Raw genomic sequence first — 24,956 nt, 5'->3', positions numbered from 1 at the left:
CAGCGTAAGATGGCGGCCATGTCAGCTTCCAGCTTCATCTTCGACGGAGGGCGCCCCTGTCTCGACTTCGTCAACACCCTCCGCAAGCGGAAGGATCCGTTCACGGAGAGCGTCGATGCCCTGCAGGAACACGGCATGCACGAATGGCTGGCCGCAGCACGAAGGCACACCTCATGGGCGACCGGACTCCCCCACTGGAACGGCCGGCCCGCCACGGCTGGTCCGCCTCCCCATCACGGTCCGCAGGAGCTACGCGAGGCAATTTACGAACTCTTCACCGACGAGTTGGCCGCCCTGCACCCGGCGACAGGAAGTCCTCGCGATGACGCATCCAAAGAGGAGCGGATGCTGTCCAACATCGCGATCGTCAACGCGTACGCCGATGTGACTGTTCGTTACACGTTGACAGCGTCCGCTGCAGGTCGTCTTGAAATAGATAACACGCTCACAGAGACTGAGCTCTTAGGAAGAATCGCAAATGACGCCATTGGTCTCCTCGGTGGACGTGACCTTATTCGAGTGAAGGAATGTGCCCACGATCGGTGTGGAGTGTTATTCGAAGATCGCTCCAACGGGCTCAAGCGACAGTGGTGCTCGATGCGCAAGTGCGGTAACGTTTCAAAGGCTGAGAGATTCTCCAAGCGGTGACGTGTGCCGTCCGGGAGCCTGTCCAAAAAATCCGCCCAGACGTCGATTCTGCTACCGGCGGTATTGGCATCGTGTGCGGTTCGCGGTGCCCTGCCCCACCCTCCTCCCCTTGAATCCCGATCTCGGCTCCAGGCATAGCCCTGGCATTGCCGTGACATGTCCCGCCCGGCACGCGGGTGGGGAGTCCACGTCTCACCGCACGACCTTGGTCGGACAGGCGCCTCGATTGGGTAGATGACTCCCTGGACCGCCACCAGGCGCTGGTAGAGGGATCGATCATCGCACAGCTGGTGCAGTGCGTCTGGCAGCGCGGGCGCTTGTCACCACCGTGGTTGCGTCGGGAGCGATGGTAGTCCCGGCTCGGCGTTCGACGGCGCGTTCGGGATGGTGGGAATCCGGGAAGCCATGGGTGAGCTGTGGACGCGCACGCGGGGGAACAGACGTGGTACCCGGCGGTTGGCTGGGACGCGCCGACTGGCGGCATTCTCACATGCCCGGGATGGTCTATGCGGCGACTGGGGTTCGGATCGGAGAAACTCCTGGCGTCGGGCACGTGGACCGCCCCGGGAGCCCGCACCTTTCCCCGGCGCGGCTCCTGGCTCGCGGGCGAGCCTGACAGATTCCCCATACTCAAGCGACATTCTCGAGATCAAACAAGAGAGAACCCCCTCCCGACTGCATCTACACAGTTGGGAGGGGGTTAATAGTAGCGGGGGCAGGATTCGAACCTACGACCTCTGGGTTATGAGCCCAGCGAGCTACCGAGCTGCTCCACCCCGCGCCGCGTGCCGATCAGCATTGGGGCCGGAATTCCAGCCCCTCGCCGTCAGCGACCTCTACAGCGTAACGCAGACCCATCCTGATGTGAAATCGGCAGGTGAGCGCCCCTTTTTGGTCCACGGACCACCGGTCGCGTGCATGACACCTCGGCCCCGCGCCTGCAGCGCACATCGCGTACGCGCCCCTCGCTCTCTGCGCCGCTCCCCACGCGTCACCAACGCCCCCCCTTGGGGACCCACTCCCCCCCATCGCGTCAGCGACTGGCAGCGCCGGGTCAGCGCGCATCCCCTGATGTCAGCAACTGGCAGCGCCGGGTCAGCGCGCATCCCCTGATGTCAGCAACTGGCAGCGTCAGGTCAGAAAACGGCCGAATTCTGACCCCGCACTGCCAGTAGCGCGCATGACCCCGCCGTCACGGACGGTGGACACCGGACGTGAATGCCGCCGGCCGGCGCAGTGCAGGTCAGCGCCCAGCGCGGCCGGCGCAGCGCAGGTCAGCCCAGCCCAGCGCCCAGCACAGCGCCCATCGCGGCAGGTCAGCGCAGCGCGCATCGCGGCTGGTCAGCTCAGCGCAGCGCGCATCGCGGCAGGTCAGCGCTGCCCGCCCTGCGCCTTCTTCACGGCGTCGTCGAGCTCGTCGAGCGCCCGCCCGAACTCCTCGAAGCTGCCGTTCGTCCGCGCACGGTTGACCTTGTCCATCGCGTCGCGGATCGCCTTGAGGTCGGCGTCCGACGTCGCGGCACCCGCGGCCCCACTCCTGGCGGCGTCCTTCCCGTCCTTCCCGTCGTTCCCGGACTTCGCGTCGTTCGCGCCGTTCGTGCCGTTGGCACCGCCGGCCCCGTCGTTGCCGGACTTCCCGGCCCCGCCGTTCGCGCCGTTCGCACCGTTCGTCGCGGCCCCGCCGGCGGACGGCTTGTCGTCGGCGGCCGTGGAGACGTCCGTCGAGATCCCGACCTGGGACAGCGCCTCCGTGATCGTCGGGGCGTACCCGACCTGCCCGTTGTAGCTCACGAGCACGCGCAGGAGCTTCGGGAACGCGGAGTCCTGGTCCTTCCGCTGCGAGTACACCGGCTCCACGTAGAGGATCTGCCCGTCGCCGACCGGCAGGGTGAGCAGGTTGCCGTTGGTGAGCTTGTTCGAGCCCTCGAGCAGGGTGCGCTCCCGGGCCGTCTCGTCGGAGGACATCATCGTGTCCTGGGCCTGCCGGGGACCCTGGGTCTGCGTGTCCGTCGGCAGCTCACGGACGTAGATCCGGCCGTAGGTCTTCGGGTCCGAGCTCACCGACATGTGGGCGGCGAGGAACTCGCGGCGCAGACCACGGAACGGGGTGATGAGCTGGAAGCTCGGCTTCCCGGTCTCGGGGTCCGCGGCGACGACCTGGTACGGCGGCTGGGCCAGCTCGCGTGCCCCGTCGGGCAGCGTCGGGTCGGAGGGCACGGACCAGAAGGCGTCGTTGGTGAAGAACACCCCGGGATCCTGGACGTGGTACCTGGCCATGAGCTCACGCTGGACCTTGAAGATGTCCTCCGGGTAGCGGAGGTGGTCCATGAGGTCCTTCGAGATCTCGCTCTTCGGCTTGACGACGCCGGGGAACGCCCCCTGCCACGTCTGCAGCACGGGGTCGGACTCGTCGAAGGCGTAGAGGTCCACCGACCCGTCGTAGGCGTCCACGACGCCCTTGACGGAGTTGCGGATGTAGCTGACGTCGTTGTCCACCACGCGCTGCTGCGCCGACGGGTCGGCGGTCTGCGCGTCCTGGGTGGAGCTGTTCAGGCTCGTGCGCTCGGAGTAGGGCAGGTCGGTGAGCGTCGTGTAGCCGTCGACGATCCACTTGATGCGCCCGTCGATGACGACCGGGTACGTCTTCGAGTCCGTCGTCAGCCACGGCGCGACCTTGTGCACGCGCTCCCGCGGGTCACGGTCCTGGAGGATCTTCGAGTTGTCGCCGATGACGTCGGACAGCAGGATGTTCATCGACTCGTACTTCGCGGCGAAGGCCAGCCGGTTGACCGGGTTGGAGACGTTGACGCCGCCCCGGCCGTCGTAGGTCGTGTTCCGGCTGTCCGTGTCGTACTCCCGGTCCCGGCCCTCGCCGTTGTCGCCGACGATCGCGTAGTCCTCCCGCGCGTCCCGCGAGGACCCGATGAGCGGCCCGTAGTAGATCCGCGGCTGCTTCATGTCCACCTTGAGCTCGCCGCCCTGGTTGCCGTCCATGTTCTGCAGGTCGGCGACGGTGTAGACGGGGAACCCGCCACGGGCGGAGCCGACGTCCCGCGCGACCTCGTCGACCTTGTTCGCCGGCGCGGCGATGAAGCCGTTGCCGTGGGTGTACACGGTGTGGCGGTTGATCCAGTCCGTCTGGTTGCCGGAGAGGTTGTTCGGGTTGATCTCGCGGGCGGCGACGACGAACTCCCGCATCTGCCCGTCGACCTGGTAGCGGTCGACGGCGAGGTCGTCGGAGAACCCGTAGAAGTTCCGCAGCTGCTGCTGCTGGGTGAACGTCGGGGCGACGACCTCCGGGTCGAGCAGGCGGATGTTCGACAGGGTGGCCTTGTCGTCCCCGATGGAGCGCCGCTCGGCACTGTCACCCGGGTTCCCGCCGCCCCAGTTCTCCTCGTACGTGACCTTGTCCGGGCCGATGCCGTACGCCTCGCGGGTCGCCTCCATGTTCCGGGCGATGTACTCCCGCTCCTTCACCGCACGGTTCGGGCCGACGGAGAACTGCTCCATGATCGCGGGCCAGCCGATGCCGAGCACCACGCCGGCGACGATCATGAGCACCACCGCGAGCCCCGGGATGCGCAGGTCCCGCAGCACGATGGAGGCGAAGAACATCGCCGCGACGAACACGGACACGATGAGCAGCAGGATCCGGGCGGGCAGGACCGCGTTGATGTCCGTGTACGACCCGCCGGTGAACGTCCCGTGCTCGTTGTTGAGCAGGGAGTAGCGCTGGAACCAGTAGTCCACCGCCTTGAGCAGCATGAACACACCGGCGATGACCGCGAGCTGCCGGCGGGCCGCGACGGACACCGACGCCTTCTCGCCGACCCGCGGATTACCCGTCGTGATCGACCCGAGCAGGTAGTGCGCCGCGAGGTTCACGACGAAGCCCACCACGACCACCGTCACCAGCGTCGTGAGGACCAGCTGGAGGGCCGGCAGGATGAAGGCGTAGAAGCCGAGGTCGTGGTGGAACTGCGGGTCCTGCCGCCCGAACTCCCGGGCGTTGACCGCCATGAGCGCCGTCCGCCAGGACCCCTGCCCCACCAGCCCGGCGACGACGCCGACGACGACGGGGACGATGACGAGGAACGGGCGGAGGGCCCGCCGGATCACCGGGCGGTACTCCGCGAGCGGGGACGCGGAGCCCAGCGTCGAGTACTCGTCCGGGCGGACCCGGAAGGCCGCGTACGCCGCACCCCACACGAGGGCGCCGGCGACGACGCCGAACAGCAGGAACAGCAGGACCCGGGAGACCAGGACGGTGGTGAACACCCCCCGGAGGTCGACGGAACCGAACCAGAGGAAGTCGGTGTAGTTCGACACGACGACCGGGACGACGAAGAAGAGGACCGCCACGACCGCGGCGACGAGGCCGACGATCTTCGACGTGCGGCCGGGTGCGGGGATGGTGTCTGACATGGACAACGCGGGCGACGCTCCTGGCGGGTTGGTGGGACGGTGAGCGGGACACGCGCGGGATCCGCGCTGTGACGCGGTGATAGTGTGCGCTACACCAGACTGTGCGTGACACCAGACTACGTACTGTGCGTGCGCGGGTGAAATACCTGCGCGGGCACCTGTGGACACCCCCGCGCGGCCCGGTGCACGGCACGTGTGCACGGGCGCCGCGCCCACCGCGGACGGAGCAGACCGAGACCATGACACCGACACCGGACAACGACCGCCACCCCGACGCCGACGGCACCGCCCCCACCCGGTTCGACCCCTCCGACGTCCGGCCGCTCAACGCCGCCCTGCGCGAGGCCGTCGACTTCGTCCACGCCGAGGGCTGGGACCGTCCGGCGACGCTCTTCGCGCTCGTGCCGTCGGCGCTCGTCGCGGACGCCCTCGCCGGGGGCATCGACGACGACCGGCCGCTCGCCCTCGTCGTCCAGGACGGCGTGCCCGAGCACGTCCGCCCCGGGTCTGAGGAGCTCGGCGAGTTCATCGCGACCGTGCGGTGGCCGGAGCCGGTGGTCGGCGCCGTCCTCGCCCAGGAGATCGTCTTCCGGAACGCGGCCGAGGGGGACGACGCCACGCCCCGGCAGGCCCGCCTCTTCTCCGGGGTCCTCGACGGGGGCGCGGACAACACCCTCGTCCAGCTCCGCCCCACCCCGGAGGAGCTCGAGGCGGACCCGTTCGCCCAGGACCGGGTGCAGCTGCTCGGCGGGGAGGACCTCGCCCCCGGGGTCATCGCCGCGCTCCGCGCGACGTTCGGGGACTGACCGGCCGGCCGTCGCCCGGGCGGTGGCCGTCGTCCCCTGACCCCACCCCCCGACCCGGCGGTCAGCCGCAGGTCGTCGGGGACCCTCCCGAGGTGAAGGTGTCGAGTTCGTCGACGGCCTGGTCGAGGCTGGAGACCTTGATGAGTGTGAGGTCGCCGTCGTACCCCCTCGACGTCGCCTCCGCGCAGTTGCCCTCGGGCACGAGGAAGGCCTCGGCCCCGGCGTGCGCGGCGGCGGCGATCTTGTGCGTGATGCCCCCGATCGGCCCGACGCTCCCGTCGGCGTCGATGGTGCCGGTGCCCGCGATGAAGCGGCCGCCGCTGAGCTCCCCCGGGGAGAGCTTGTCCACGACCGCGAGGGAGAACATGAGGCCGGCCGACGGGCCGCCGATGTCCTTGAGGTTGTACTCGACGCGCAGGTCGCCGGCGGGCTGCGCGACCATCGTCACGCCGAGGAACGCCGAGGCCCCGCTGTCCGACCGCAGGGACTCCGGCACCTCGCCGAGGGTGACCTCGACCTTCTCGTCGTGCCCCTGGCGCCGGACGGACAGGGTCACCCGGTCGCCCGGGGACCGGTCGGCGATCTTGTCGGCGACGTCGCCCGGCACGCGGACCTGCTGGCCGTCGACGGCGGTGATGATGTCGTTCTCCTTGACCGCCCCCGACGCCGGCGAGTCGTCGTTGACCCCGGCGACCATCGTCTCCAGGGGCTTGCCCAGGTGGTTCATCGCCGCGACCGTGGCGTTCGACTCCGACGCCGCGAAGGCCGCCGCGTTCTGCCGCTGCACGTCCTCCGGGGAGGTGTTCGACGGGATGACCTGCTCGAGCGGGACGATCGTGTCGTCGCTCGTGATCCAGCGGCCGAGGGCCTGGCTGAGGCTCAGGCGGGTGCGGACCGAGACGGTCGTCATGTTGAGGTTCCCGCTGGTCTCGTCCGTCTGCGCGCCGGTGACGTCGACGACGGGCGTGCCGTCGACGTCGCCGAGCGTGTTGAACGTGGGCCCCTCCCCCTCCGCCGCGTACGGCACGGTGAGGTCGATGTCCGTGCCCGGGACCGTGGGCAGCCCCACGAGGGAGACGAGCACCACGACGGGGAGCGCGCCGGCGACGACGGTTGCTGTACGGCGGTTCCAGACATTCACCCGGCACATCTTACGCGTCGGGGTCCGGGGTCCGACGCCCCCCGTGCCGGTGCGTGTGCGGGGTCCGGGGGTCCCGCGATCGGGCGGGGTCCGACGCCCCCCGTGCCGGTGCGTGTGCGGGGCCCGGGGGTCGACGCCCCCGCCGGTGCGGGTGCGGGGCCGCGGGGGTCGCGCGGTCGGGCGGGGGTCGGCGCGGCCGCGTGCGGGGTGTTCGCTGTCAGCGCACAGCCGGCGGTGGAGTGCCGTCCGCGGCCGCAGGTACGCTCGACCGCATGAGCAACTTCGGATTCGGCTTCCCCAACCCGGGTGACAACGACGACGACCGCGACGGCGACGGGAACCGCGGGAACGGCTCCGGCCGCCCCGGCGGCGGGTCCGGCGACGGGTCGGGCGGCCAGGGCGGCCAGCCCTTCGGCGACGGCAACCCGTTCTCCTTCCTCTTCGGCGGGACGCCCGGCGCCGGCGCGTCCGGCCAGGCCGGGAACCTCGGGGACATCCTCAACCAGTTCGGGGCGATGCTCAGCGGCTTCGGCCAGGACATGAACTCGCCGGACGCCGCCGGGCCCATGAACTACGCGCTCGCGGAGCGGATCGCCCGCCAGCAGCTCAGCGGCACGTCGAGCCCGTCCCAGCGGGACTCCGAGGCCGTCGCCGAGTCGGTGCGGCTCGTGGAGCTGTGGCTCGACGAGTCGACGGACCTGCCCGCCGGGGCCACCGGCTCCGTCTCCTTCGGGCCGGTCCAGTGGCTCGAGGAGACGCTGCCCCGCTGGAAGCGGCTGGTCAACCCCCTCGCCGAGAAGCTCGGCGACGCCGCCCTCAACGGGCTGCCCGAGGAGGCCCGCCAGCAGGCCGGCCCGATGATGGGCATCATGAACCAGGTCAACGGCATGAACTTCGGCATGCAGCTCGGCCGGACGCTCGGCGAGATCGCCAAGGACGTCAGCACCTCCACCCAGTGGGGGATGCCGCTGGCGGAGCGGCCCGTCGCCGCGGTGGCGACCGGGCGGCTCGCCGACCTGGCACGCAAGCTCGGCGCGGAGCGTCGGGAGACCCTCATCTACCTCGCGGCGCGCGAGGCCGCGCACCACCGCCTGTTCCAGCATGTGCCGTGGCTCGTCGAGCGGCTCGTCCTCGACGTCGAGGAGTTCGCCGCCGGGCTCAGCCTCGACTACTCCGCGATGGAGGAGGCGACCCGCGAGTTCAACCCGGAGATGATGAACGACCCCGAGGCCCTCCAGGAGATGATGGGCCGGCTCCAGGGCGAGGACCTCGCGCCGGCGGTCGTGTCGAGCAACCAGCAGGCGCGGGTCCGCATGGAGACGAGCCTGTCGCTCGTCGAGGGGTGGGTCGACGTCGTCGTCGGCGACGCCCTCGGGGAGCGCCTGCCGGAGACCGCGTCCATCGCCGCGGCGTGGTCGGCGTACCGCGACACCGGGCAGCCCGCCATGGAGTCGCTGGCGAAGGCCGTGGGTATCAGCCTCACCGCGCCGAAGGCGAGCGAGGCCGCGGAACTGTGGCGGCGTCTCACCGTGGCCGTCGGCGCGTCCCGCCGGGACGCGGTGTGGGACCACCCCGACTTCCTGCCGGTCGACGGCGACCTGGACAATCCGGCCGAGTTCATCGACTCGGTCCTCGCGGAGAACGACGACGTCGAGCGGTTCGACCCCATCAGCGAGATCGAGAAGTTGGAGCGGGAGCGCACCGGCCGCGGCGAGGGCGACGGCGACGGCAAGGGCGAGAGCGCGAATGACGGCAAGGGCGAAGCCGACGATTCGCGTCGCGACGACTCGGGTGACACATCCGGGGGCGACGACCGCGACGACAACCCCTGAGCGGATCCGCCCCCCGGCGGTCCACTCTTTCCGCTGCTCATAAGGCACGTGCGCAGTCCGCCGGATGACCGGCGGTCGCGATTCCCGGCGACCCGATTGATACGAAATGCGGGATTATTACTTCCGCTATTGCATGGGTCGTGAGGGTCTGTCACGATAGCACGGCACGTACCCGCAGGAGTTCAGCGTGAATTCCTTTCACTCTCCGTCCCCGTCGGTTTCCACGACGGGGACGTGGTCCGTGTGACGGCGCCCGTCCGCGCGCCGACCACCCACACCCGCCCCGGCGCAGACAGGACGCCGGGGACGACACACCGAGAGTCAGAGGAGAACGAGTGACAGTCATCACCCGCCGTACATCCGGGCCCACCGCCCGCACCACCCCCCCCCGCCACCGCATGTCGCGCATCATCACCGCCGCGACCGCCGTCGCGCTGGCCAGCGTCGCCACCGGCGGCGCCGCCACGGCGACCGCCGCGACGCCCGTCGCCGGCGGCACCCAGATCACCATGGTCAAGGACGGCATCCACATCGGCCGCTGCACCGCGACCGTCGTCGACAAGCGCACGATGTACACCGCCGGGCACTGCGGCAGCGTCGGGGCCACCGCCGAGATCGGCGGCAAGCCGATCGGCACCGCGACCCGCAGCAGCCTGCGCCAGGGCTACGACCTGCTGGAGATCAAGCTCCGCCTCGTCACCCCGAGCACCCCGACCCCCGCCGACCTCGACTACAAGCCGAAGGTCGGCGACGCGGTCTCCAAGGACGGGTCGATCTCCGGCCACTCCGAGGGCACCGTCCGCGACCCCGAGCTCCGCCCCGGTTCGACGCACGAGAGCGTCCACTACCCCTTCGACGGCGAGAAGTTCCCGGTCTCGACGTGGGACGCCGACCTGCACAGCGTCCGCGGCGACTCCGGCTCGCCGGTCATCCACGACGGCAAGGTCGTCGGGATCGTCAAGGGCGGGGCCGACGACGACGACACGACGGTCACCCCGCTGGGCGAGGCCGTCGCCGCGCTCAAGCCCTAGGGCCCACCCCCCTACCCCGGCCCGGGCCGCACCCGCGCGGCCCGGGCTTCGTCGCGTGACCCCACCGGACCCCGACCGGGGCCCGCCCCCTACAGAGGAGAATCAGTGACCACCACCGTCACCCCCCGCCCGGCCACCGCCGGGCGCCGGCCCACGGCCCGCATCGCCGCCGCCGTGTCCGCCCTGACCCTGACCGTGCTCGGCGTCGGCGTCGGCACCGCCGCCCCCGCCTCCGCCGCGCAGCCGCTGCACAACGGCTCCCAGTTCTGGGTCGTCAAGGACGGCGGGTACGTCGGCCGGTGCACCGCGACCGTCATCGACCGGAAGCGGTTCTACACCGCCGGCCACTGCGGTTCCGTCGGTGCGACGGCCGAGTTCCACGGCGACACCATCGCCACCGCGACCCGCAGCGGCCTGCGCCAGGGCTACGACATCCTGGAGTTCACGCTGAAGCCGCTCGTCCGGACGTCCCCCACCGCCGCCGACCTCGCCTACCGGCCCACCGTCGGCGACCCGGTGTCGAAGGACGGCTCCGTCTCCGGCCACACCGAGGGCACCGTGAAGACCGCCGAGCTGTCCCCCAACGAGGCCAGCGAGAGCGTCCACGCCGCCCTCGACGGCGAGACGTTCCCCGTGTCCACCTGGGAGGCGAACCTGCTCAGCGCGCGGGGCGACTCCGGGTCGCCGGTCAGCCACAACGGCAAGGTCGTCGGCATCCTCAAGGGCGGTCACGGCACGGAGACCACGACCGTGACCCCGCTCCGCGAGGCTCTCGACGCCCTCCGCCCCTAGCGTCGCCCGGCGGTGCCGGCGCGGCCCCCCGCCCCCGGCGCCGCTGGCGTGCCTAGCGTCCCCCGGCGGTGCCGGCGTCCGTCGCGGCGTCGGCGTCCTCACCGTGGTCGGGCAGGTCGCTCTCGTCGAGCCCGTCGATCTCGTCGACCGCCTCGGACTCCAGCGCCGCCCGCAGCTGGTCGTCGTCGACGTTCGACTTCCGGGTCAGCCGCTGCAGCCGGTCCTCGTCGGTCGTGGAGAAGTCCTGCTCCGGGTCCATCTTGCGGATCTGGAGCTCGCGGGCGTCCTCACGCCGGGTGGACTCCTTCGCGATCTGCCGGCGGTGCCGGAACCAGGCGACGGACACGGTGGCGATGAGGAGGATGCCGAGGTACCCCAGCACCGGGTACACCGTCGAGACCAGCAGCTTGAACCCGAGGAAGCTGATCGCGAACCCGACGAGGACGCTGACGACGAAGACGACGCGGAACTTCTCCGGGTGCCCCTTCGTCAGGCGCCGGGCCAGGGCGTAGAACATGCCGATGGCCGTGTTGAAGATCATGCCGTACGCCGCGACGGCCATGGCCACGCCGAACCACGGGTGGAGGTCGCTCATGAGGGTGAGCATCGGCATGTCGTCGTTACCGACGACGTCCACCTTCATGAACAGCCCCGCGGCGCAGAGCGTGAGCATGATGCAGTAGATGACCCCGCCGATCGCGCCGCCGATGCCGGCCTCGCGCGGGTTGAGGTTGTCCCCGCCGATGACGAGCGCAATGGACACCCCGACCATGAGGCACAGGCCGACGTAGTTCAGCGCGCCGACCGGCCAGTTCGGCATGGGGGTCTCGACGCTGCGGGCCGCCTCGGTGAGGGGGGTCAGGTCGGCGGGCATCGTGACGAGCGCGTAGATGCTCCCCACGGCGAGCAGCACGATCGCGAACGGGGTGATGAGGCTGATGATGTCGCTGACCTTGTCGACGTCGAGCATCCCGGCCCCGAGGACGAGGACGAGCATGATGACCGCGCCGATCCAGATCGGCAGGCCGAACTGCTGGTTGAGGTTCGAGCCACCGCCGGCGAACATGACGAAGCCGGTGGCGAAGAGCGTGACGATGACCGACCAGTCGAGGATCGTCGCGAGCACCCGGTTGGTCATCCAGGTGAACACGGCCGTGTGCTCCCTGGCCTGGAGGAAGCTTCCCATCTGGAGGACGGCGATGCCGCTGACGACCATGAGGACGGACGCCGCGGCGGCGCCGACGATCCCCCACAGGCCGAACGCCCCGAAGTACTGCATGATCTCCTGGCCGGAGGCGAAGCCCGCTCCGACGACGAGTCCGACGAAGGCCATCGCGATGGCCAGTGACCGTTTCACCACTGTGTGAACACCCTCTGCACGTCTCGGGAATGTGGACCACGCCCCGCCCCACGACGTCCCCGCCGCGCGGCCGGATCGCCGGGCCAGTGTATCCGACGCCCCGGCCGTTTACAGCATTCCCCCTGTTCACAGGGCATTATTATCAATGGTGACGACGCTTTCTATCACTTCCGTGCCACTGACGGCAGGTCCGCCGCGGCGCTCCCCGGCGCGCTCCCCGGCCGGCCTCACCCCTCCCCTCCGGCGGTCCCGTCCGCGCCCACCGGCGTGCTCCCCGGAGCACCGCCGTGGCCGTGACTCAACGCCTCGAGGTACCCCTGCGCCCGCTCGTACCGCGGGGCGCGGGACGCCCACCGCCGGAACTCCGCCCCGTGGTCCGGGATCCACGTGTGGACCAGCTCATGGATGAGCACCTGGTCGACGACGTACTGCGGGGCCGCCCGCAACCGGTCGGACAGCCTGATGCTGTTGTCCCTCGTGGAGCAGCTGCCCCACCGGGTGGTCATCGTCGAGACCCACCTCACCGACCCCACCGTCGCGCGGCTCTCCAGGTACGTGTCGTTGAGGAACCGGGCGCGGGCCTCCAGGTCGATGTCGCCGACCGTCGTGCGCCGCCGCACCGTCGCGACGACCCCGTCGACCGCCTCCCGCAGCTCGTCCTCCCCCATGTCCGCGGGGGCCATGACGATGATCCTGTCCCCCTCCCGGCGCGCCGCGACCGACCGCCGCCGGCGCGTCGACAACCGCAGCTCCACCCCGGGGGCGTACTCGCGCACACTCCACCGTCCCATGCCGTCCTCCTTCATCAGCGCCGGTCCTGTGCCGGCGTCGCCGTCCCGGTCAGTGCCACTGCACCCTATCGGGAGGTGCGGACAGTCCCCCGGGCACGGCCGCCCCCGACGGGGCGTCGGCCCCCGGTCCGAGGGCGGGCCGGGCCGCGGCACCGGGGCCTGTGGAATTCCGCCCGACTGCACGTCAGATGCGGTATTCTCGGTCGACGACAGGCCGGGGACGGGGATGTCCACAGGCCACGGAGGGTGGGGACACCGGTCCCGGGTACGCGGCAGGGGACGCGACCCGGGCACGTGGCGGGGACCGGGACGGCGACGACGGACACGGGGGAGAACACCAGATGCACACTGACGCGGTCAGGCCGTACGCGCAGGCCACGACGGTCACCCGGCGGACCGTCGCGCCGCCCGCGCACACCCCCGCCGCGCCCGGGGACATCGCGCTGGCACCGGGCACGGCGGTCGTCGTCCGCCCCGGGGGTCACCTCCAGTTCGGCGTCCACCCGGACCGGGCCGTCGTCCTCCCCCTGCCCGGGGACGTCGCGGCGGGCCAGGTCGCCCGGGTGTTCCTCGACGCGCGCACCGGCCTGCCCCACGACGCCCTCACCCGGGCGCTCGCCGCCTGCGGGATCGACCTCCCCCACGCGACGGGCATCGTCGGGGAACTCCTCCGCGCCGGGGTCCTGCACCCGCGGGAGCCCCGCCGCGACCTGGCCCTCCTCGGCCCGACGCGCCCCGTGGACGACCTGCTGCGTCACCTCGACGCCCTCGGCCTGTCCGCCACGGTCGTCCACCCCGCCGCCCCGGCGTGGGCCGCGCTCGACGAATCCTCGACCGTCGTCCTCGTCGGCGGCCTGTTCCCTCCCGCCGACGTCACCGCGGACCTCATGCGCCGGCGGGTCCCGCACCTGCCGAGCGGGGTGCTCGACCGCCGGATCGTCGTCGGCCCCCTCGTCACCCCCGGGGTCACACCGTGCCTGACCTGCATCGACCACGATCTCCTCGCCCGGGACAGCGGGTGGAGGATGGTGCGGGGCCAGGCGGGCGGCCGGCCCGCGGCCGTCCCCGCGGCGTGGTGGGACCTCACCGCGGCGGTCACCGCCCACGTCCTCGCCGCCGCCGACGGAGGTGGGGGTTGGAGGGGGAACGACGCCGCCCTCCCCACCCCCACCGGGTCACCCGCCGACCTGCCCCGGCACCTCGGCGCCCGGCGGTCCTACGACCCGGCGACGATGTCCCTGGAGATCACCCCCGTGCGGCACGCCGCCCGCTGCGCGATGTGCCGGCTCGCCCGGGACCACGGCGAGCGGTGACGGGGCGAGGCGGCGCGGGGGCGGGGCGGCGTCCGCCCACCGGGGCCCGCCGGAGCTCCCCCGGCCCGCCCTCACCGTCACGTTCCCCGTCCCCCGTCCCCCGGCCCCCATCCCCGGCCTCCGTCCCCCTGCCCCCGGCCGCAGCTCAGGCGAGGTCGCGCACCGTGGCGAGGATGTCCTCGCCGAACTGCTCGACCTTCACCGGGCCGATCCCCGGCACGGCGACGAGCTCCTCCGGCGTCCGCGGGGTGCGCTCACACACGGCGCGCAGCGTCGCGTCCGTCATGACGACGTACGGCGGGACCCCACGCTCCTTCGCCGTCGCCGTGCGCCACCGGCGCAACTCGGCGACGAGGGCCTTCGGCACCTCCTCCGCACAGTCGTCGCAGTGCCCCAGCACCTTCTGCTCCGGGGTGGTCAACGGTGCCCCGCACCCGGCGCACGTCGTCGTCGACCGGGACCCGGACCCGCCGGCCGGGCGACCCGCCGCCGGGCGACCCCGGTCACGCTCGTTCTCCCACGGCACCAGCCCGTCGAGGAACCGGGACCGCTTCCGGTTCGCCCGGCCACCGGGCTGGCGGGCCAGCGACCAGCTGAGCCAGAGGTGCTCCCGGGCGCGCGTCACGCCCACGTACAGCAACCGCCGCTCCTCCTCGATCGCCTCGGCGGACCCGACGCCCTTCAGCGCGTAGTGGATCGGGACCATCCCGTCGGTCAGCCCGACAAGGAACACGGCGTCCCACTCCAGGCCCTTCGCCGCGTGCACGCTGGCCAGGGTCACGCTCTCCACGCGCGGCGGGTTCTTCGCCTCCGCACGCTCCCGCAGCAGGCCGAGCAGGCCGGTCATCGTCAGCCCCGGCGTCGTCGCGGCCAGTTCACCGGCGAGGTCGACGAGCGCCGTGAGGGACTGCCAGCGCTGCCGCTCCTGGGCACCCTGGGGTTCGGTCGGGGTGAGCCCCACGCCCGCCAGAGCCGCCCGGACCTGCGCCTGCAGCACCGACCCCGCCCCTGCACCCTGCGGGGACGCGGCTCCGTCCGTGGCGGCGTCGTCCCCCGACCCCGGCCCCCCGGCACCGTCACCGGCATCGTCACCGGCCCCGACCCCCGCGGCGTCGAGACGCCGGGCCTGCCTGCCCAACGCCTGCACCGCCTGCCGGATCTCCGCGCGCTGGAAGAACCCCTCCCCACCCCGGACCTGGTAGTTCACCCCCTGCTCGTCGAGGGCGTACTCGAACGCCGCGGACTGCGCGTTGATGCGGTACAGCACCGCGATCTCCGACGGAGCGACCCCGCCGTCGATGAGCTCCCGGATCCGGCGGGCGACGCCCTTGGCCTCCTCGACCTCGTCGGGGAACTCCGTGAACTCCGGCACCGGCCCGGGCGGACGCTGTCCCTCGAGGGTGAGCCGCGTGCCGGCCATCCGCCCCGTCGCCTTGCCGATGACCTTGTTCGCCAGGTCGACGACCTGCGGCGTCGAGCGGTAGTCGCGGTGGAGGCGCACCGTCGTGGCCTCGGGGAACCGGCGGGTGAACCCCAGCAGGTGCTGCGGGGTCGCGCCGTTGAAGGAGTAGATCGTCTGGTTCGCGTCACCGACGACGGTGAGGTCGTCACGGTCGCCGAGCCAGGCGTCGAGCACCCGCTGCTGCAGGGGCGTGACGTCCTGGTACTCGTCGACGACGAACGTCCGGTACCGCTCCCGGAACTCCTCCGCGATCCCGGGCTCGGTCTCGATGGCCCCGGCGATGTTGACCAGCAGGTCGTCGAAGTCCAGCAGCATCCCCTCCGGGGTGACCTTCGCCTGCTCGTAGCCGCGGAACACCCGGACGAACTTCTCCGGGTCCACGGGGCAGTCCCGGCGGTCGCTCACCGCGTGCGCCGGGTAGTCCTCGGGGGCGATGAGGCTGGACTTCGCCCACTCGATCTCCCCGAGCACGTCGGACAGCAGCGAGGTCGTGGGGTCGAGGCCCGCCCCGCGGACGGCCCGGGCGACGACGGGGAACTTCCGGTCGAGCAGCGTCCACGGCATGTCGCCGGCGTAGCGGGGCCAGAAGTACCGCAACTGGTGCCGGGCCGCCGCGTGGAACGTCTTCGCCTGCACCCGGGCGACGCCCATCATCGTCAGCCGTTCCCTGAGCTCCGCGGCCGCGCGGGTGGTGAACGTCACCGCGAGGACGTGGTCCGGGTTGACGTACGCGCCGCCGACGAGGTGCGCGATCCGGTGCGTGACCGTCCGCGTCTTGCCCGTGCCCGCCCCGGCGATGATGCACACCGGGCCCCGGGGCGCCGTCGCGGCGCGCAGCTGCTCCGGGTCCAGGCGGGACATGTCCAGGTCGGCGAGCCGACCGTGTGCTGGTGTCACCGTGTACCTCCCTGTCCGTGGCCGGTGGTGGCGCTGTGGCCGGTGGTGCTGCCGGTCGCGTGGCCGGCGGTGGCGCTGTGGCCGGTCGCGTGGCCGATCTCGTGACCGGTGGTGCTGCCGGTCGCGTGGCCGGCGCCCGGGGCGTCCATGTCAGTACCTCTCGGCGGCGTCGTCGTTCCGGCGCACGTAGAGGATCCGGTCCCCCGGTTCGATGGTCTCCGCCTCGGCGGCGTCGATCCGGTACAGCTCACCGGACCGGACGACACCCATGACGATGTCCTCGAGGTTCCGGGGGTTGCCGCCGACCTCGTCCTCGGTGACGAGCCGTTCGGCGATGGAGAAGCCCTCGTCGGGTGAGAGGAGGTCCTCCATCATCTCGGTGACGGACGGGGTCACGGTCGCGAGCCCGAGCATCCGCCCGGCGGTCTCCGAGGACACGACGACGGAGTCCGCCCCGGACTGGGCGAGGAGGTGGGAGTTCTCCGACTCCCGGACGCTGGCGACGATCGTCGCACTCGGCGCGATCTCCCGGACGCTGAGGGTGATGAGCACGGCCGTGTCGTCGAGGTTCGGGGCGACGACGACGGCGCGGGCACGGGTCACCCCCGCGAGTTTGAGGACGTCCGACTTCGTCGCCGAGCCCTGGACCGTGACGAGTCCCTTGCTGTTGGCGTGGGCGAGGGCCTCCGCGTTCGTGTCGATGACGACGATCTGGGACGGCGACACCCCGTCGGCCAGCAACGCCGTGATGGCGGACCGGCCCTTCGTGCCGTAGCCGATGACGACGGTGTGGTTGCGCATGCGCTTCCTCCAGCGGCGGATCTGCAGGGTCTTCCGGGACTCCTCGGTCAGCACGGAGAGCGTCGTACCGACGAGGAGGATGAGGAAGATGACCCGCATCGGGGTGATGACGAGGACGTTGATGAGGCGGGCGTGCTGGCTCACGGGGGCGATGTCGCCGTACCCGGTCGTCGACAGCGACACCGCCGAGTAGTACACGGCGTCGAGGAAGGTGTTGAGGCTGCTGTAGCCGCCCCGGTCGACGTAGACGATGACGGCGGCGAGGAACAGCAGCACGAGCGCGTAGAGCATGCGCCGGACGATGAGCCACCACGGGCTGCTCGGCGCCGCCTCCGGGATGTTGACGACGTTGAGCAGCGCGTGATGCGGCAGCTCATCGACGTCGGTCTCGGCCCCGCGGAAGCGGTCACGAAGTCGGTCCCTCACGCTGCTCCTGCTCTCCCACCGCGGTCGCACCGCCCCACAGGGCGGCGAGTGTCTCTGCTGACGGCAGTGTACCCGGTTCGTATGTCTCGTTCGACAGCACGTAGTGGAAGGCCGCACGGACGTTCTCCGGCGGGACCTCCCGGCCGAGCCGGCGGCTGAGGACCCGCGCCCACGCGAGTCGGTACACGCCGAGCTGCACCGTCGCGGCCTCCATGTCCGCACCCGTGGGCTTGCGGCCCGTCTTCCAGTCGACGACGAACCACCCGGCGGCCGGGTCGTCGCCCTCGTGGAAGACGGCGTCGATCCTCCCCTCGACGACGTGCCCGGCGAGGGTGACCGAGTAGTCCCCCTCGACGGTCTGCGGCTGGCGGTGTGCCCACGGCGACTCGAGGAAGGCCTGCTTGAGCCGTTCGAGCGCCGGGTCCCCGAGGGTCGCGTCCGAGGCGCCGGGGAGGTCGTCGGTGTCGAGGAGGCTGACCATGCCGTACCGCTGCTCCACCCAGGTGTGGAAGGCGGTGCCGCGCTTGGCGTACGGCTTCGGCTCGAGGGGCACGGGGCGGCGTCGGCGGCGGGCGAACTCCGCCCGGTCCTTCTGCACGGCGACGGCCTCGGTGGCGGTGAGCCGGGTGCCGAGCGGGACGGCGACGTGGGGCTGAGCCGCGGCCTCCACCTCCTCGACGAGCAGCTCGGTCTCCCGTTCCCACAGCTCAGCGAGGGTGCCGGCGTCCGCGGTGCCCGTGGACGTGCCGGTGCCTGTGCCTGTGCCGGCACTGCGCGCCTCACCGTCCGCGGTGTCCGCCGCCTGCGCTCGGGCCGCGACCTGCGCGGCCTGCGCGGCCCGGACCCGCCGGACACCGTCGGCGACGCCCGGCCGGGTCTCGGTGACCGGGCGCCGCGGCCACACGGCAGTGCCGTCGGCGCTCTCCTGCGCGGTGTGCGCGGCGGCGGCGTCGAGGCGCGCCCCCTCCTCCTCCGGGGTCAGGGCGAAGAGGTGCTGCTCGCGGGAGGCCGCCAGCTCCTCCCGCTCCCGGGCGCTCGGGGCGGTGGCCTTGGCCAGCGCCCCGAGCGGCGACCAGTGGGCGACGGCACCCGGCACGCCCTGCAGCCGCGCCCGGCTGAGCATCAGCCCGACGGACGGGTCGACGGTGTTCCGCGACGTCAGGTCGTCACCGGTGAGGTCGGTGCGCTTCACGGCGGACCCGCTGACGAGCAGCATCCGGGCGGACCGGGTGACGGCGACGTAGAACAGCCGGTCGTCCTCCTTCGCCGCGTGGACGCCGACGCGGCGGCGGAAGTCCTCGGACTCCTCGACGTGGTCGGTCGTGTCGGCGACGGCCGCGGCGTCGAACACGGGGGCCCCGGTCATGTCGTCCGGCCCGGTCGCCCGGTCCCCGCGCAGGTCGGAGGGAATGACCTGCGGGGTTGTCGTCCACGGCTGGACGGTCGGGCGTTTCACGGCGTCGCCGTACGTGTCCCGGGAGGCGTGGGGCACCGCGACGATGTCCCATTCAAGGCCCTTGGCCTTGTGCACGGTGAGGATCTGCACGCAGTTGGGCTGGGTCTGCACCTCGCCGGGTTCGAGTCCCTTCTCCTCCCGGTGCGCGGCGCGCAGGTAGTCGACGAGTGCGGCGGGGCTGGCGTCGCTGAGGTCGGCGAAGGACCGGACGACGTCCGCGAAGCGGTCGAGGTGGCTGGTCCCGACCGACGCCCGGGCGTCCCGGTGGTGCCGGGTGAGCACCTCGGTGCGGACGCCGGTCATCTGCTCGATGTCGGCGACGAGGTCGGGCAGCGGCTTGCCGAGGCTGTGCCGGCGCAGCTGGCCGAGCTCGGCGGCGAGTTCCGCGAGCCGCCGCCGGCCGGTGTCGCTGCACCCCAGGTCCTCGATGCCGCGCAGGTCGGCGAGGGCGTCGGCGAGCCCCACGGTGACGATGTCGCGGCTGCGCATGATCTCGTGGAGCCGCTCGGCGAGCACCGCGGGCGCGTCGGCGCAGAGGCGGGCGACGGTCGCGGCGGTGTCGTCGTCGGTCCCCCCGGCGCCGCCCACGTCCGTGCCGGTCCCGTCGACACCGGTCCCGTCCGCCCCGTCCGCGTCGCCGGCGGGCTCCGCGCGGGTCCGGGCCCGGCTGAGCTGCCGCGCCCGCGCGGACAGCGCGGCGAGGTCCCGCGCGCCGATCGACCAGCGCACGCCGGTGAGGAGCCGGAGCAGGGCGATGTCGTCGTCGGGGTCGACGAGCACCCGCAGCGTGGCGTACACGTCCGCGACCTCGGGCACGTCGAGGAGCCCGGGCCCGGCGGTCATCTCCACCGGGACCCCGCGGGCGACGAGGGCGTCGTGGATCGGCAGCGCGTCGGCGTTCCGGCGCACGAGGACGGCGGCGGTGAACTGCCGGTCGCGGCCGTGCCCGGGGGTGGCGAGGTCGTCGCTGAACTCCCGGTACTCGGCGGCGAGCTGGTCGGCCACCCAGTCGACCTCCCGGTCACGCCGGTCGAACCATGCGACGCGCACGTCCTCGCCGGGGATGTCCCGCCCGGCGGTGAGCCGGCGGACGGGACGGTTCGTGTCGTCCTCCCGGTTCCACTCGAGGGACCAGTCGGAGACCGCGTTGGCGAGGTCGAGCACGCGCGGCGGGTTGCGCCAGGAGGTGGTGAGCTGGAGTTTCGGGGCGGGTTCGTCGCCCACCGGGAAGTCGGTGCGGAAGGTGGAGAGGTTCGACGCCGTCGCCCCGCGGAAGCCGTAGATGGACTGCATGGGGTCGCCGACGGCGGTGACGGTGAGGTCGGGGTCGACCCCTCCCCCGAACAGCCGGCGGAGCATGACGCGCTGGGTGTGCCCGGTGTCCTGGTACTCGTCGAGCATGACGACGCGGAACCGGCGGCGGTGGGCGACGCCGATCTCCGCGTGCCGGTCGACGAGTTCGGCGGCGCGGGACATCTGCTGGCCGAACGTCATGACGTTGAGCTCGTCCATGCGCTGCCGGAAGGTGGCGACGAGCGGGAGGAGGTCGAGGCGCTGCTGCTGGGCCTCGATGAACTTCCCGACCTCCCCGGCGACGCCCTTGCGCCCCTCCTTGCCCTCCCGTTCGGGCAGGCTCCCGGCGTTGGCGATGGCCGCGCGGGTCTCCTCCCGCACGTCGTCGATGCTGCACAGGTGGTTGTCCATGTCGTCGTTGAGCTCGAGCATCGTCGAGATGAGATGCCCGACGCCGTGGTCCTTCGCCGACGGCCCGTCCCAGCCGAGGACGACGTCGCGGGCGATCATCCACCGTTCGGTGTCGGTGATGATCCGCCCGGCGGGTTCCATGGGGTAGAGCAGCCCGTACTCCCGGACGATGTCCCCGGCGTACGAGTCGTACGTCGCGACGGTCGGGGTCACGGCCTCGAGGGCGGTGCGGCGGGGGTCGGACTCCGGCAGGTCGCGGATGAAGCTGCTCTGCGCGAGGGATTCGAGCCGGTCGCGGATGCGGCGGCCGAGTTCGCTCGCGGCCTTTCTCGTGAAGGTCAGCCCGAGGACCTGCTCGGGCAGCACGAGCCCGTTGGCGACGAGCCAGACGACGCGCGCGGCCATCGTCTCCGTCTTCCCGGCGCCGGCGCCGGCGACGACGAGCGCGGGCCCGGCGGGGGCGCCGATGACCTCGGCCTGCTGCGACGTGGGCGGGTGCTTCTGGTTGAGGATCCGCTGGGACAGGTCGACGGGGCTCACGGTCGGCCCGGGGGTGGTGGTGCTCATTCGACGACCTGCCTTCCCTGCGTCGTGGCCGGGGAGAGGGAGGCGGTGTCCCCCGCCCCCGGTCCGCCGTCGGCGGCGGCGGTGAACTCCGGCCCGATCATCGTGTCGGCGAGGTCGAGGAGCGACGCCCGGAACTCCTCGACCCGTTCGGGTGTCGCGGCGCTCTGCCGTCGTACGGTCATGGTCTTCGTGTCCTTCCCGGGGTAGACGAGGACGGCCCCGGCGGCGGTCCCGCCGCCGTCGGTGACGAGCAGCTGGTAGGAGGCCAGCTGGGCGCTGTCCTCCGCCTGCTGTTTCGTCACCGCGGTGCCGGTCTTGAAGTCAATGACGAGGGTGCCGTCGGGCCCGGTCTCGAGCCGGTCGGCCCGTCCGGCGAGGACGACGCGGTAGCCCCGCGCGGTCTGCCCGATGTCCTGTTCGAGGGCCTGTTCGACGGCGACCTCCACGTCCGCGCCGCCGCGGGCGGTGATCCACGTGTGGAGCCGGGTGACGCCCTGCCTCCACGTCTCGACGCGGTGCCCGACGACCGCCGGGGGCGCGTCGACGAGCTCGGGGATGACGGTCTCGACGAGCCGGTGCGCGGTGTCGACGTCGAGGCCGTCGGCGAACGCCTCCGCGAGGGCGTGGATGAACTGGCCGACGAGCATCGGCTCGGACGGCGCGTCGTCGCTGCGGACGGACTCGATGAACGCGGTGAAGCCGCAGGTCGACAACCGGTCGATCGCGGAGGGGCTGAGCCGCACGGGCGTGCCCTCGGGGACGACGGGGGCGGTCGTCGACGGGGGGAGCACGCCCCACCAGTCGTCGGGGTCCGCCCCGTGCACGCCCGCCCCGGCGAAGCGACCGAGGCACCGGGCGGCGGCGTCCCGTTCGTGTCCCGGCCGGTCGGGGTCGCACACGGCGTCGCGGAGTTCGGCGACGAGAGGTTCCACGGCGAGAACCCGGGGAAGGGCGGCGTCGTCCCCCTCCCCGGCGACGGTGTCTCCCGCACCTGTCCCCGCGCCGGTGTCCCCCGCACCGCCGGTGCCCGCGCCGGTGTCCTCCGCACCTGTCCCCTGGACGGCACCGCTCTCCTCGATCTCGCGGAGGAACCGGGAGGGCACGTCGGCGTCGTCGGTGGACGTCCCGGTCGCGGTGACGAGCGTGGAGTGCCGCGCCCGGGACACGGCGAGGAGGAACAGCCGCCGCTCCTCCTGCAGGGCCCCGGCCGCGCGGGCGACGGGCGCGCCCGGTTCGATGCCGCGGTCGAGCGCGTCGACGAGCTCCACCTGGCCGAACAGCCCGCCGACGGTGAGCCCGGCGGGCCAGGAGTCCTCCTGGACCCCGGCGACGACGACCACGTCCCACTCCCGCCCGGCGGCGGCGTGGGCGGGCAGGATCTCCACGGCGTCGGGCACGACGCCCCGCCGGTCGCGCCCGCCGGTGGGCAGTTCCTGCGCGCGGACGTCCTCGACGAAGGTCCGCAGGGTGACGTTGGGGTTGCGCTCGACGATGTCCCCGGCGAGGTCGAACAGGCTCATCACCGCGTCGAGGTCGCGGTCCGCCTGGGAGCCGAGCGTGCCGCCGCGCAGGGCCTGCTGCTGGAGCGACGGGGCGAGGTCGGCGGCCTGCCACACCTTCCACAGCACGGTCTCGACGCTGCCGCCGGCCCGGTGGGCGTCCCGGCCGGCGTCGACGACGGCGCGGATCCGGTCGAGCACCCCCTGTTCACGCGGCCCGAAGAACCGGGTCCACTGCTGTTCCTCGGTCGGCGTGGCCTCCCGCAGGACGATGCGGCTCACGCACTCCATGGCCCGCATCCCGGTCCCGAGGACGGCGCGCGCGACGGACCGTTCGAGCCGCCGCACCATCACCGGGTCCGCCCCGCCGAGGGGGCTCTCGACGAGCCGCTGCACCTCCGCCGTCGTCAGCGGCCGGAGCAGCGCCTCCAGGGCGAGGAGCAGCACCGACACGAGCTGCTGCTCCGCGAGGACGACACTGGTGGGGTCGACGGTCACGGGCACGCCGTGGGACAGCAGGGTCCTCCGGAGCGCGGGGATGTCCGCCACCGACCGCACGATGACGGCGATGCGGCTCCACGGGACCTCGTCGACGACGTGGGCGCGCCGCACATGATCGGTGACGACGAGCCGCTCCGCGGTGACCGTCGGCGCCCGGTGGACGGCGATGCCCGCCGGCGCCGCGCCGCCCCCGGTCGGACGGTCGCCGTCCCCACCGGCCTCCGGCTCCCCGGCGACCCCGGTGAGGGGCACCCGCAGCGACGTCGCCGCGGCCCCGGAGGCGGGCAGGCGCTCCTGGAGCCGGCGGACGGCGGCGGCCGGCCCGGCGGTGAGCCGGTGGGAGCGGGACAGGGTGACCCGGTGGTCCCCCGTCGCGGCGTGCCGGGTGAGGAACTGCTCGTCCGCGCCGCGGAAATGGAAGACGCACTGGTCCGGGTCGCCGGTGACGACGGCGGTCACGCCGGGCCGCAGGAAGAGGTCGATGAACTCCCCGGCGGCGGGGTCGAGGTTGTGGGCGTCGTCGACGAGCACGAGCCGGAGGGAGTCCCGCCACCGGGCGACGGCCGGCGAGGAGACGTCCGTCCGCTCCCGGGCGTCGTCGGCCCGGAGGGCGGCGAGGGCGGTGTGGAGCAGTTCGGAGGCGTTGAGGTTCGTGGTCCCGGACAACTCCTGCACCTGCCGGTACTCCCGCAGGAAGGACGCGGCCGCGGTCCACATGGGCCGGCCGTGCCGCCGTCCGAGTTCCTCCAGGTCGTCGGGCCCGAGTCCCCGTTCCGCGGCCCGGAGCAGCAGGTCACGCAGCTGCCGGGCGAACCCGGTGAGCGGCAGGGCGGGCCGGATCTCGTCCGGCCAGTCGCCCCGGTTGTCGGCCACGTGCCCGCGCAGCAGCTCCCGGATCTGGGCGTCGTGCTCCGCACCGCTCATGAGCCGGGGCAGGGGGTCGTGCTGTTCGGACGTCACGGTCGTGAGGATGGTGAAGGCCCAGGAGTGCACCGACCGCACGGGCGACCCGGACGTGGCGTAGGAGTCCTCCGCCCGGAGCCGGTCCACCACCGCCGTCCGGACCGCGGCCGCGGACTCCTTCGACGGCGTGACGACCATGAGTTCGTCCGCCCTCCCCCCGGCGCGCAGGAAGGACACGGCGGTGTCGACGATGAGCGAGGTCTTCCCCGTCCCCGGCCCGCCGAGCACCGCGTAGGGCGCGTCCCGGTCGAGCCGCGGGTCACCGGCGACGAGCGCGCCCGGCAGCCCCTCCCAGCGTCGTTCCTCCGGCGCGGTCACCGTCGTGTCGAGGTCGACGGTCACCGCCCCGCCGCCGCCGATCCTGCGCAGCAGCCGCGCGGCGGTCTCCTGCGCCGTCCCCGTCCCCCCGGCCTGCGCCGTCCCCGGCCCCCCGGTCTGCGCCGTCCCCGTCCCCCCGGCCGGTCCGCTCACGGGACCGCCACGGTCCGGGCGCGGTGCATGTGCTGCGTCGTCAGTCATGCAGCCCATTATGGCAGCGGCA

The 24,956-nt window shown here is 72.5% G+C and carries 15 protein-coding genes and 1 tRNA gene; 6 read left to right on the top strand and 10 right to left on the bottom strand.

Going from position 1 to position 24,956, the window contains the following annotated elements; translation table 11 throughout:
• Positions 1-18: 18 nt before the first annotated feature.
• Positions 19-648 carry a CGNR zinc finger domain-containing protein gene (locus CBOVI_RS02960; protein ID WP_010267344.1) on the top strand — a complete coding sequence of 210 codons (630 nt, stop codon included), beginning with the start codon at positions 19-21 and terminating at the stop codon, positions 646-648.
• Positions 649-1,355: 707 nt separating this feature from the next.
• Here the strand turns inward: CBOVI_RS02960 and CBOVI_RS02955 are convergent.
• A tRNA-Met gene (locus CBOVI_RS02955) sits at positions 1,356-1,429 on the bottom strand.
• Between the two features lie 590 nt (positions 1,430-2,019).
• The gene (locus CBOVI_RS02950) at positions 2,020-5,073 is read right to left on the bottom strand and encodes a UPF0182 family protein (RefSeq protein ID WP_010267343.1); all 3,054 of its coding nucleotides are present in this window, start codon (positions 5,071-5,073) and stop codon (positions 2,020-2,022) included.
• 239 nt (positions 5,074-5,312) lie between these two features.
• On the opposite strand from CBOVI_RS02950, the gene CBOVI_RS02945 reads away from it, so the two are divergent.
• Positions 5,313-5,879, top strand: coding sequence for a PPA1309 family protein (locus CBOVI_RS02945; protein ID WP_010267342.1), 567 nt, complete (start codon positions 5,313-5,315; stop codon positions 5,877-5,879).
• A 61-nt stretch (positions 5,880-5,940) separates the two neighbouring features.
• Here CBOVI_RS02945 and CBOVI_RS02940 read toward each other — a convergent pair whose 3' ends face one another.
• Positions 5,941-7,020: a YlbL family protein gene (locus CBOVI_RS02940; RefSeq protein ID WP_010267341.1), complete on the bottom strand. Its 1,080-nt coding sequence runs from the start codon at positions 7,018-7,020 to the stop codon at positions 5,941-5,943.
• Positions 7,021-7,292: 272 nt separating this feature from the next.
• Here CBOVI_RS02940 and CBOVI_RS02935 point away from each other — a divergent pair, with 272 nt between their 5' ends.
• From CBOVI_RS02935 to CBOVI_RS02925, 3 genes are all read left to right on the top strand, one after another.
• Entirely contained in the window at positions 7,293-8,852 is a 1,560-nt protein-coding gene (locus tag CBOVI_RS02935) for a zinc-dependent metalloprotease (protein ID WP_010271668.1), read from the top strand.
• A 335-nt stretch (positions 8,853-9,187) separates the two neighbouring features.
• Positions 9,188-9,883, top strand: coding sequence for a trypsin-like serine protease (locus CBOVI_RS02930; protein ID WP_183273650.1), 696 nt, complete (start codon positions 9,188-9,190; stop codon positions 9,881-9,883).
• A gap of 105 nt (positions 9,884-9,988) precedes the next feature.
• Positions 9,989-10,675, top strand: a complete 687-nt coding sequence (locus CBOVI_RS02925) for a trypsin-like serine protease (RefSeq protein ID WP_010271663.1) — start codon at positions 9,989-9,991, stop codon at positions 10,673-10,675.
• Positions 10,676-10,727: 52 nt separating this feature from the next.
• Here CBOVI_RS02925 and CBOVI_RS02920 read toward each other — a convergent pair whose 3' ends face one another.
• Together CBOVI_RS02920 and CBOVI_RS02915 are read right to left on the bottom strand one after the other, a co-directional pair.
• Positions 10,728-12,032 carry a YkvI family membrane protein gene (locus CBOVI_RS02920; protein WP_232625832.1) on the bottom strand — a complete coding sequence of 435 codons (1,305 nt, stop codon included), beginning with the start codon at positions 12,030-12,032 and terminating at the stop codon, positions 10,728-10,730.
• A gap of 230 nt (positions 12,033-12,262) precedes the next feature.
• Positions 12,263-12,826 (bottom strand): M48 metallopeptidase family protein, encoded by a 564-nt coding sequence (locus tag CBOVI_RS02915; protein ID WP_050798252.1) that lies wholly within the window; start codon positions 12,824-12,826, stop codon positions 12,263-12,265.
• A 341-nt stretch (positions 12,827-13,167) separates the two neighbouring features.
• Here CBOVI_RS02915 and CBOVI_RS02910 point away from each other — a divergent pair, with 341 nt between their 5' ends.
• A complete protein-coding gene (locus CBOVI_RS02910) occupies positions 13,168-14,139 on the top strand; it encodes a hypothetical protein (protein WP_010271656.1) in 972 nt (323 codons plus the stop codon).
• A gap of 145 nt (positions 14,140-14,284) precedes the next feature.
• Here the strand turns inward: CBOVI_RS02910 and CBOVI_RS02905 are convergent, their stop codons facing one another.
• From CBOVI_RS02905 to CBOVI_RS02885, 5 genes are read right to left on the bottom strand one after another with little or no spacing between them, the layout of a single operon-like run.
• Positions 14,285-16,462: an ATP-dependent DNA helicase UvrD2 gene (locus tag CBOVI_RS02905; protein WP_043362370.1), complete on the bottom strand. Its 2,178-nt coding sequence runs from the start codon at positions 16,460-16,462 to the stop codon at positions 14,285-14,287.
• Between the two features lie 32 nt (positions 16,463-16,494).
• The gene (locus CBOVI_RS02900) at positions 16,495-16,647 is read right to left on the bottom strand and encodes a hypothetical protein (RefSeq protein WP_010271652.1); all 153 of its coding nucleotides are present in this window, start codon (positions 16,645-16,647) and stop codon (positions 16,495-16,497) included.
• 1 nt (position 16,648) lies between these two features.
• A complete protein-coding gene (locus CBOVI_RS02895) occupies positions 16,649-17,725 on the bottom strand; it encodes a potassium channel family protein (protein ID WP_010271651.1) in 1,077 nt (358 codons plus the stop codon).
• On the bottom strand, positions 17,706-21,452 hold the full coding sequence (locus tag CBOVI_RS02890) for an ATP-dependent helicase (protein ID WP_125196846.1): 3,747 nt from the start codon (positions 21,450-21,452) through the stop codon (positions 17,706-17,708). The genes CBOVI_RS02895 and CBOVI_RS02890 overlap by 20 nt, the downstream gene beginning before the upstream one ends.
• Positions 21,449-24,934, bottom strand: coding sequence for an ATP-dependent DNA helicase (locus CBOVI_RS02885; protein ID WP_125187138.1), 3,486 nt, complete (start codon positions 24,932-24,934; stop codon positions 21,449-21,451). The genes CBOVI_RS02890 and CBOVI_RS02885 overlap by 4 nt, the downstream gene beginning before the upstream one ends.
• Between the last annotated feature and the right edge of the window lie 22 nt (positions 24,935-24,956).

The sequence above is a fragment of the Corynebacterium bovis DSM 20582 = CIP 54.80 genome (assembly GCF_030408615.1).
In the GTDB taxonomy this organism is placed as follows: domain Bacteria; phylum Actinomycetota; class Actinomycetes; order Mycobacteriales; family Mycobacteriaceae; genus Corynebacterium; species Corynebacterium bovis.
This window is presented reverse-complemented; position numbering and strand designations above follow the sequence as displayed.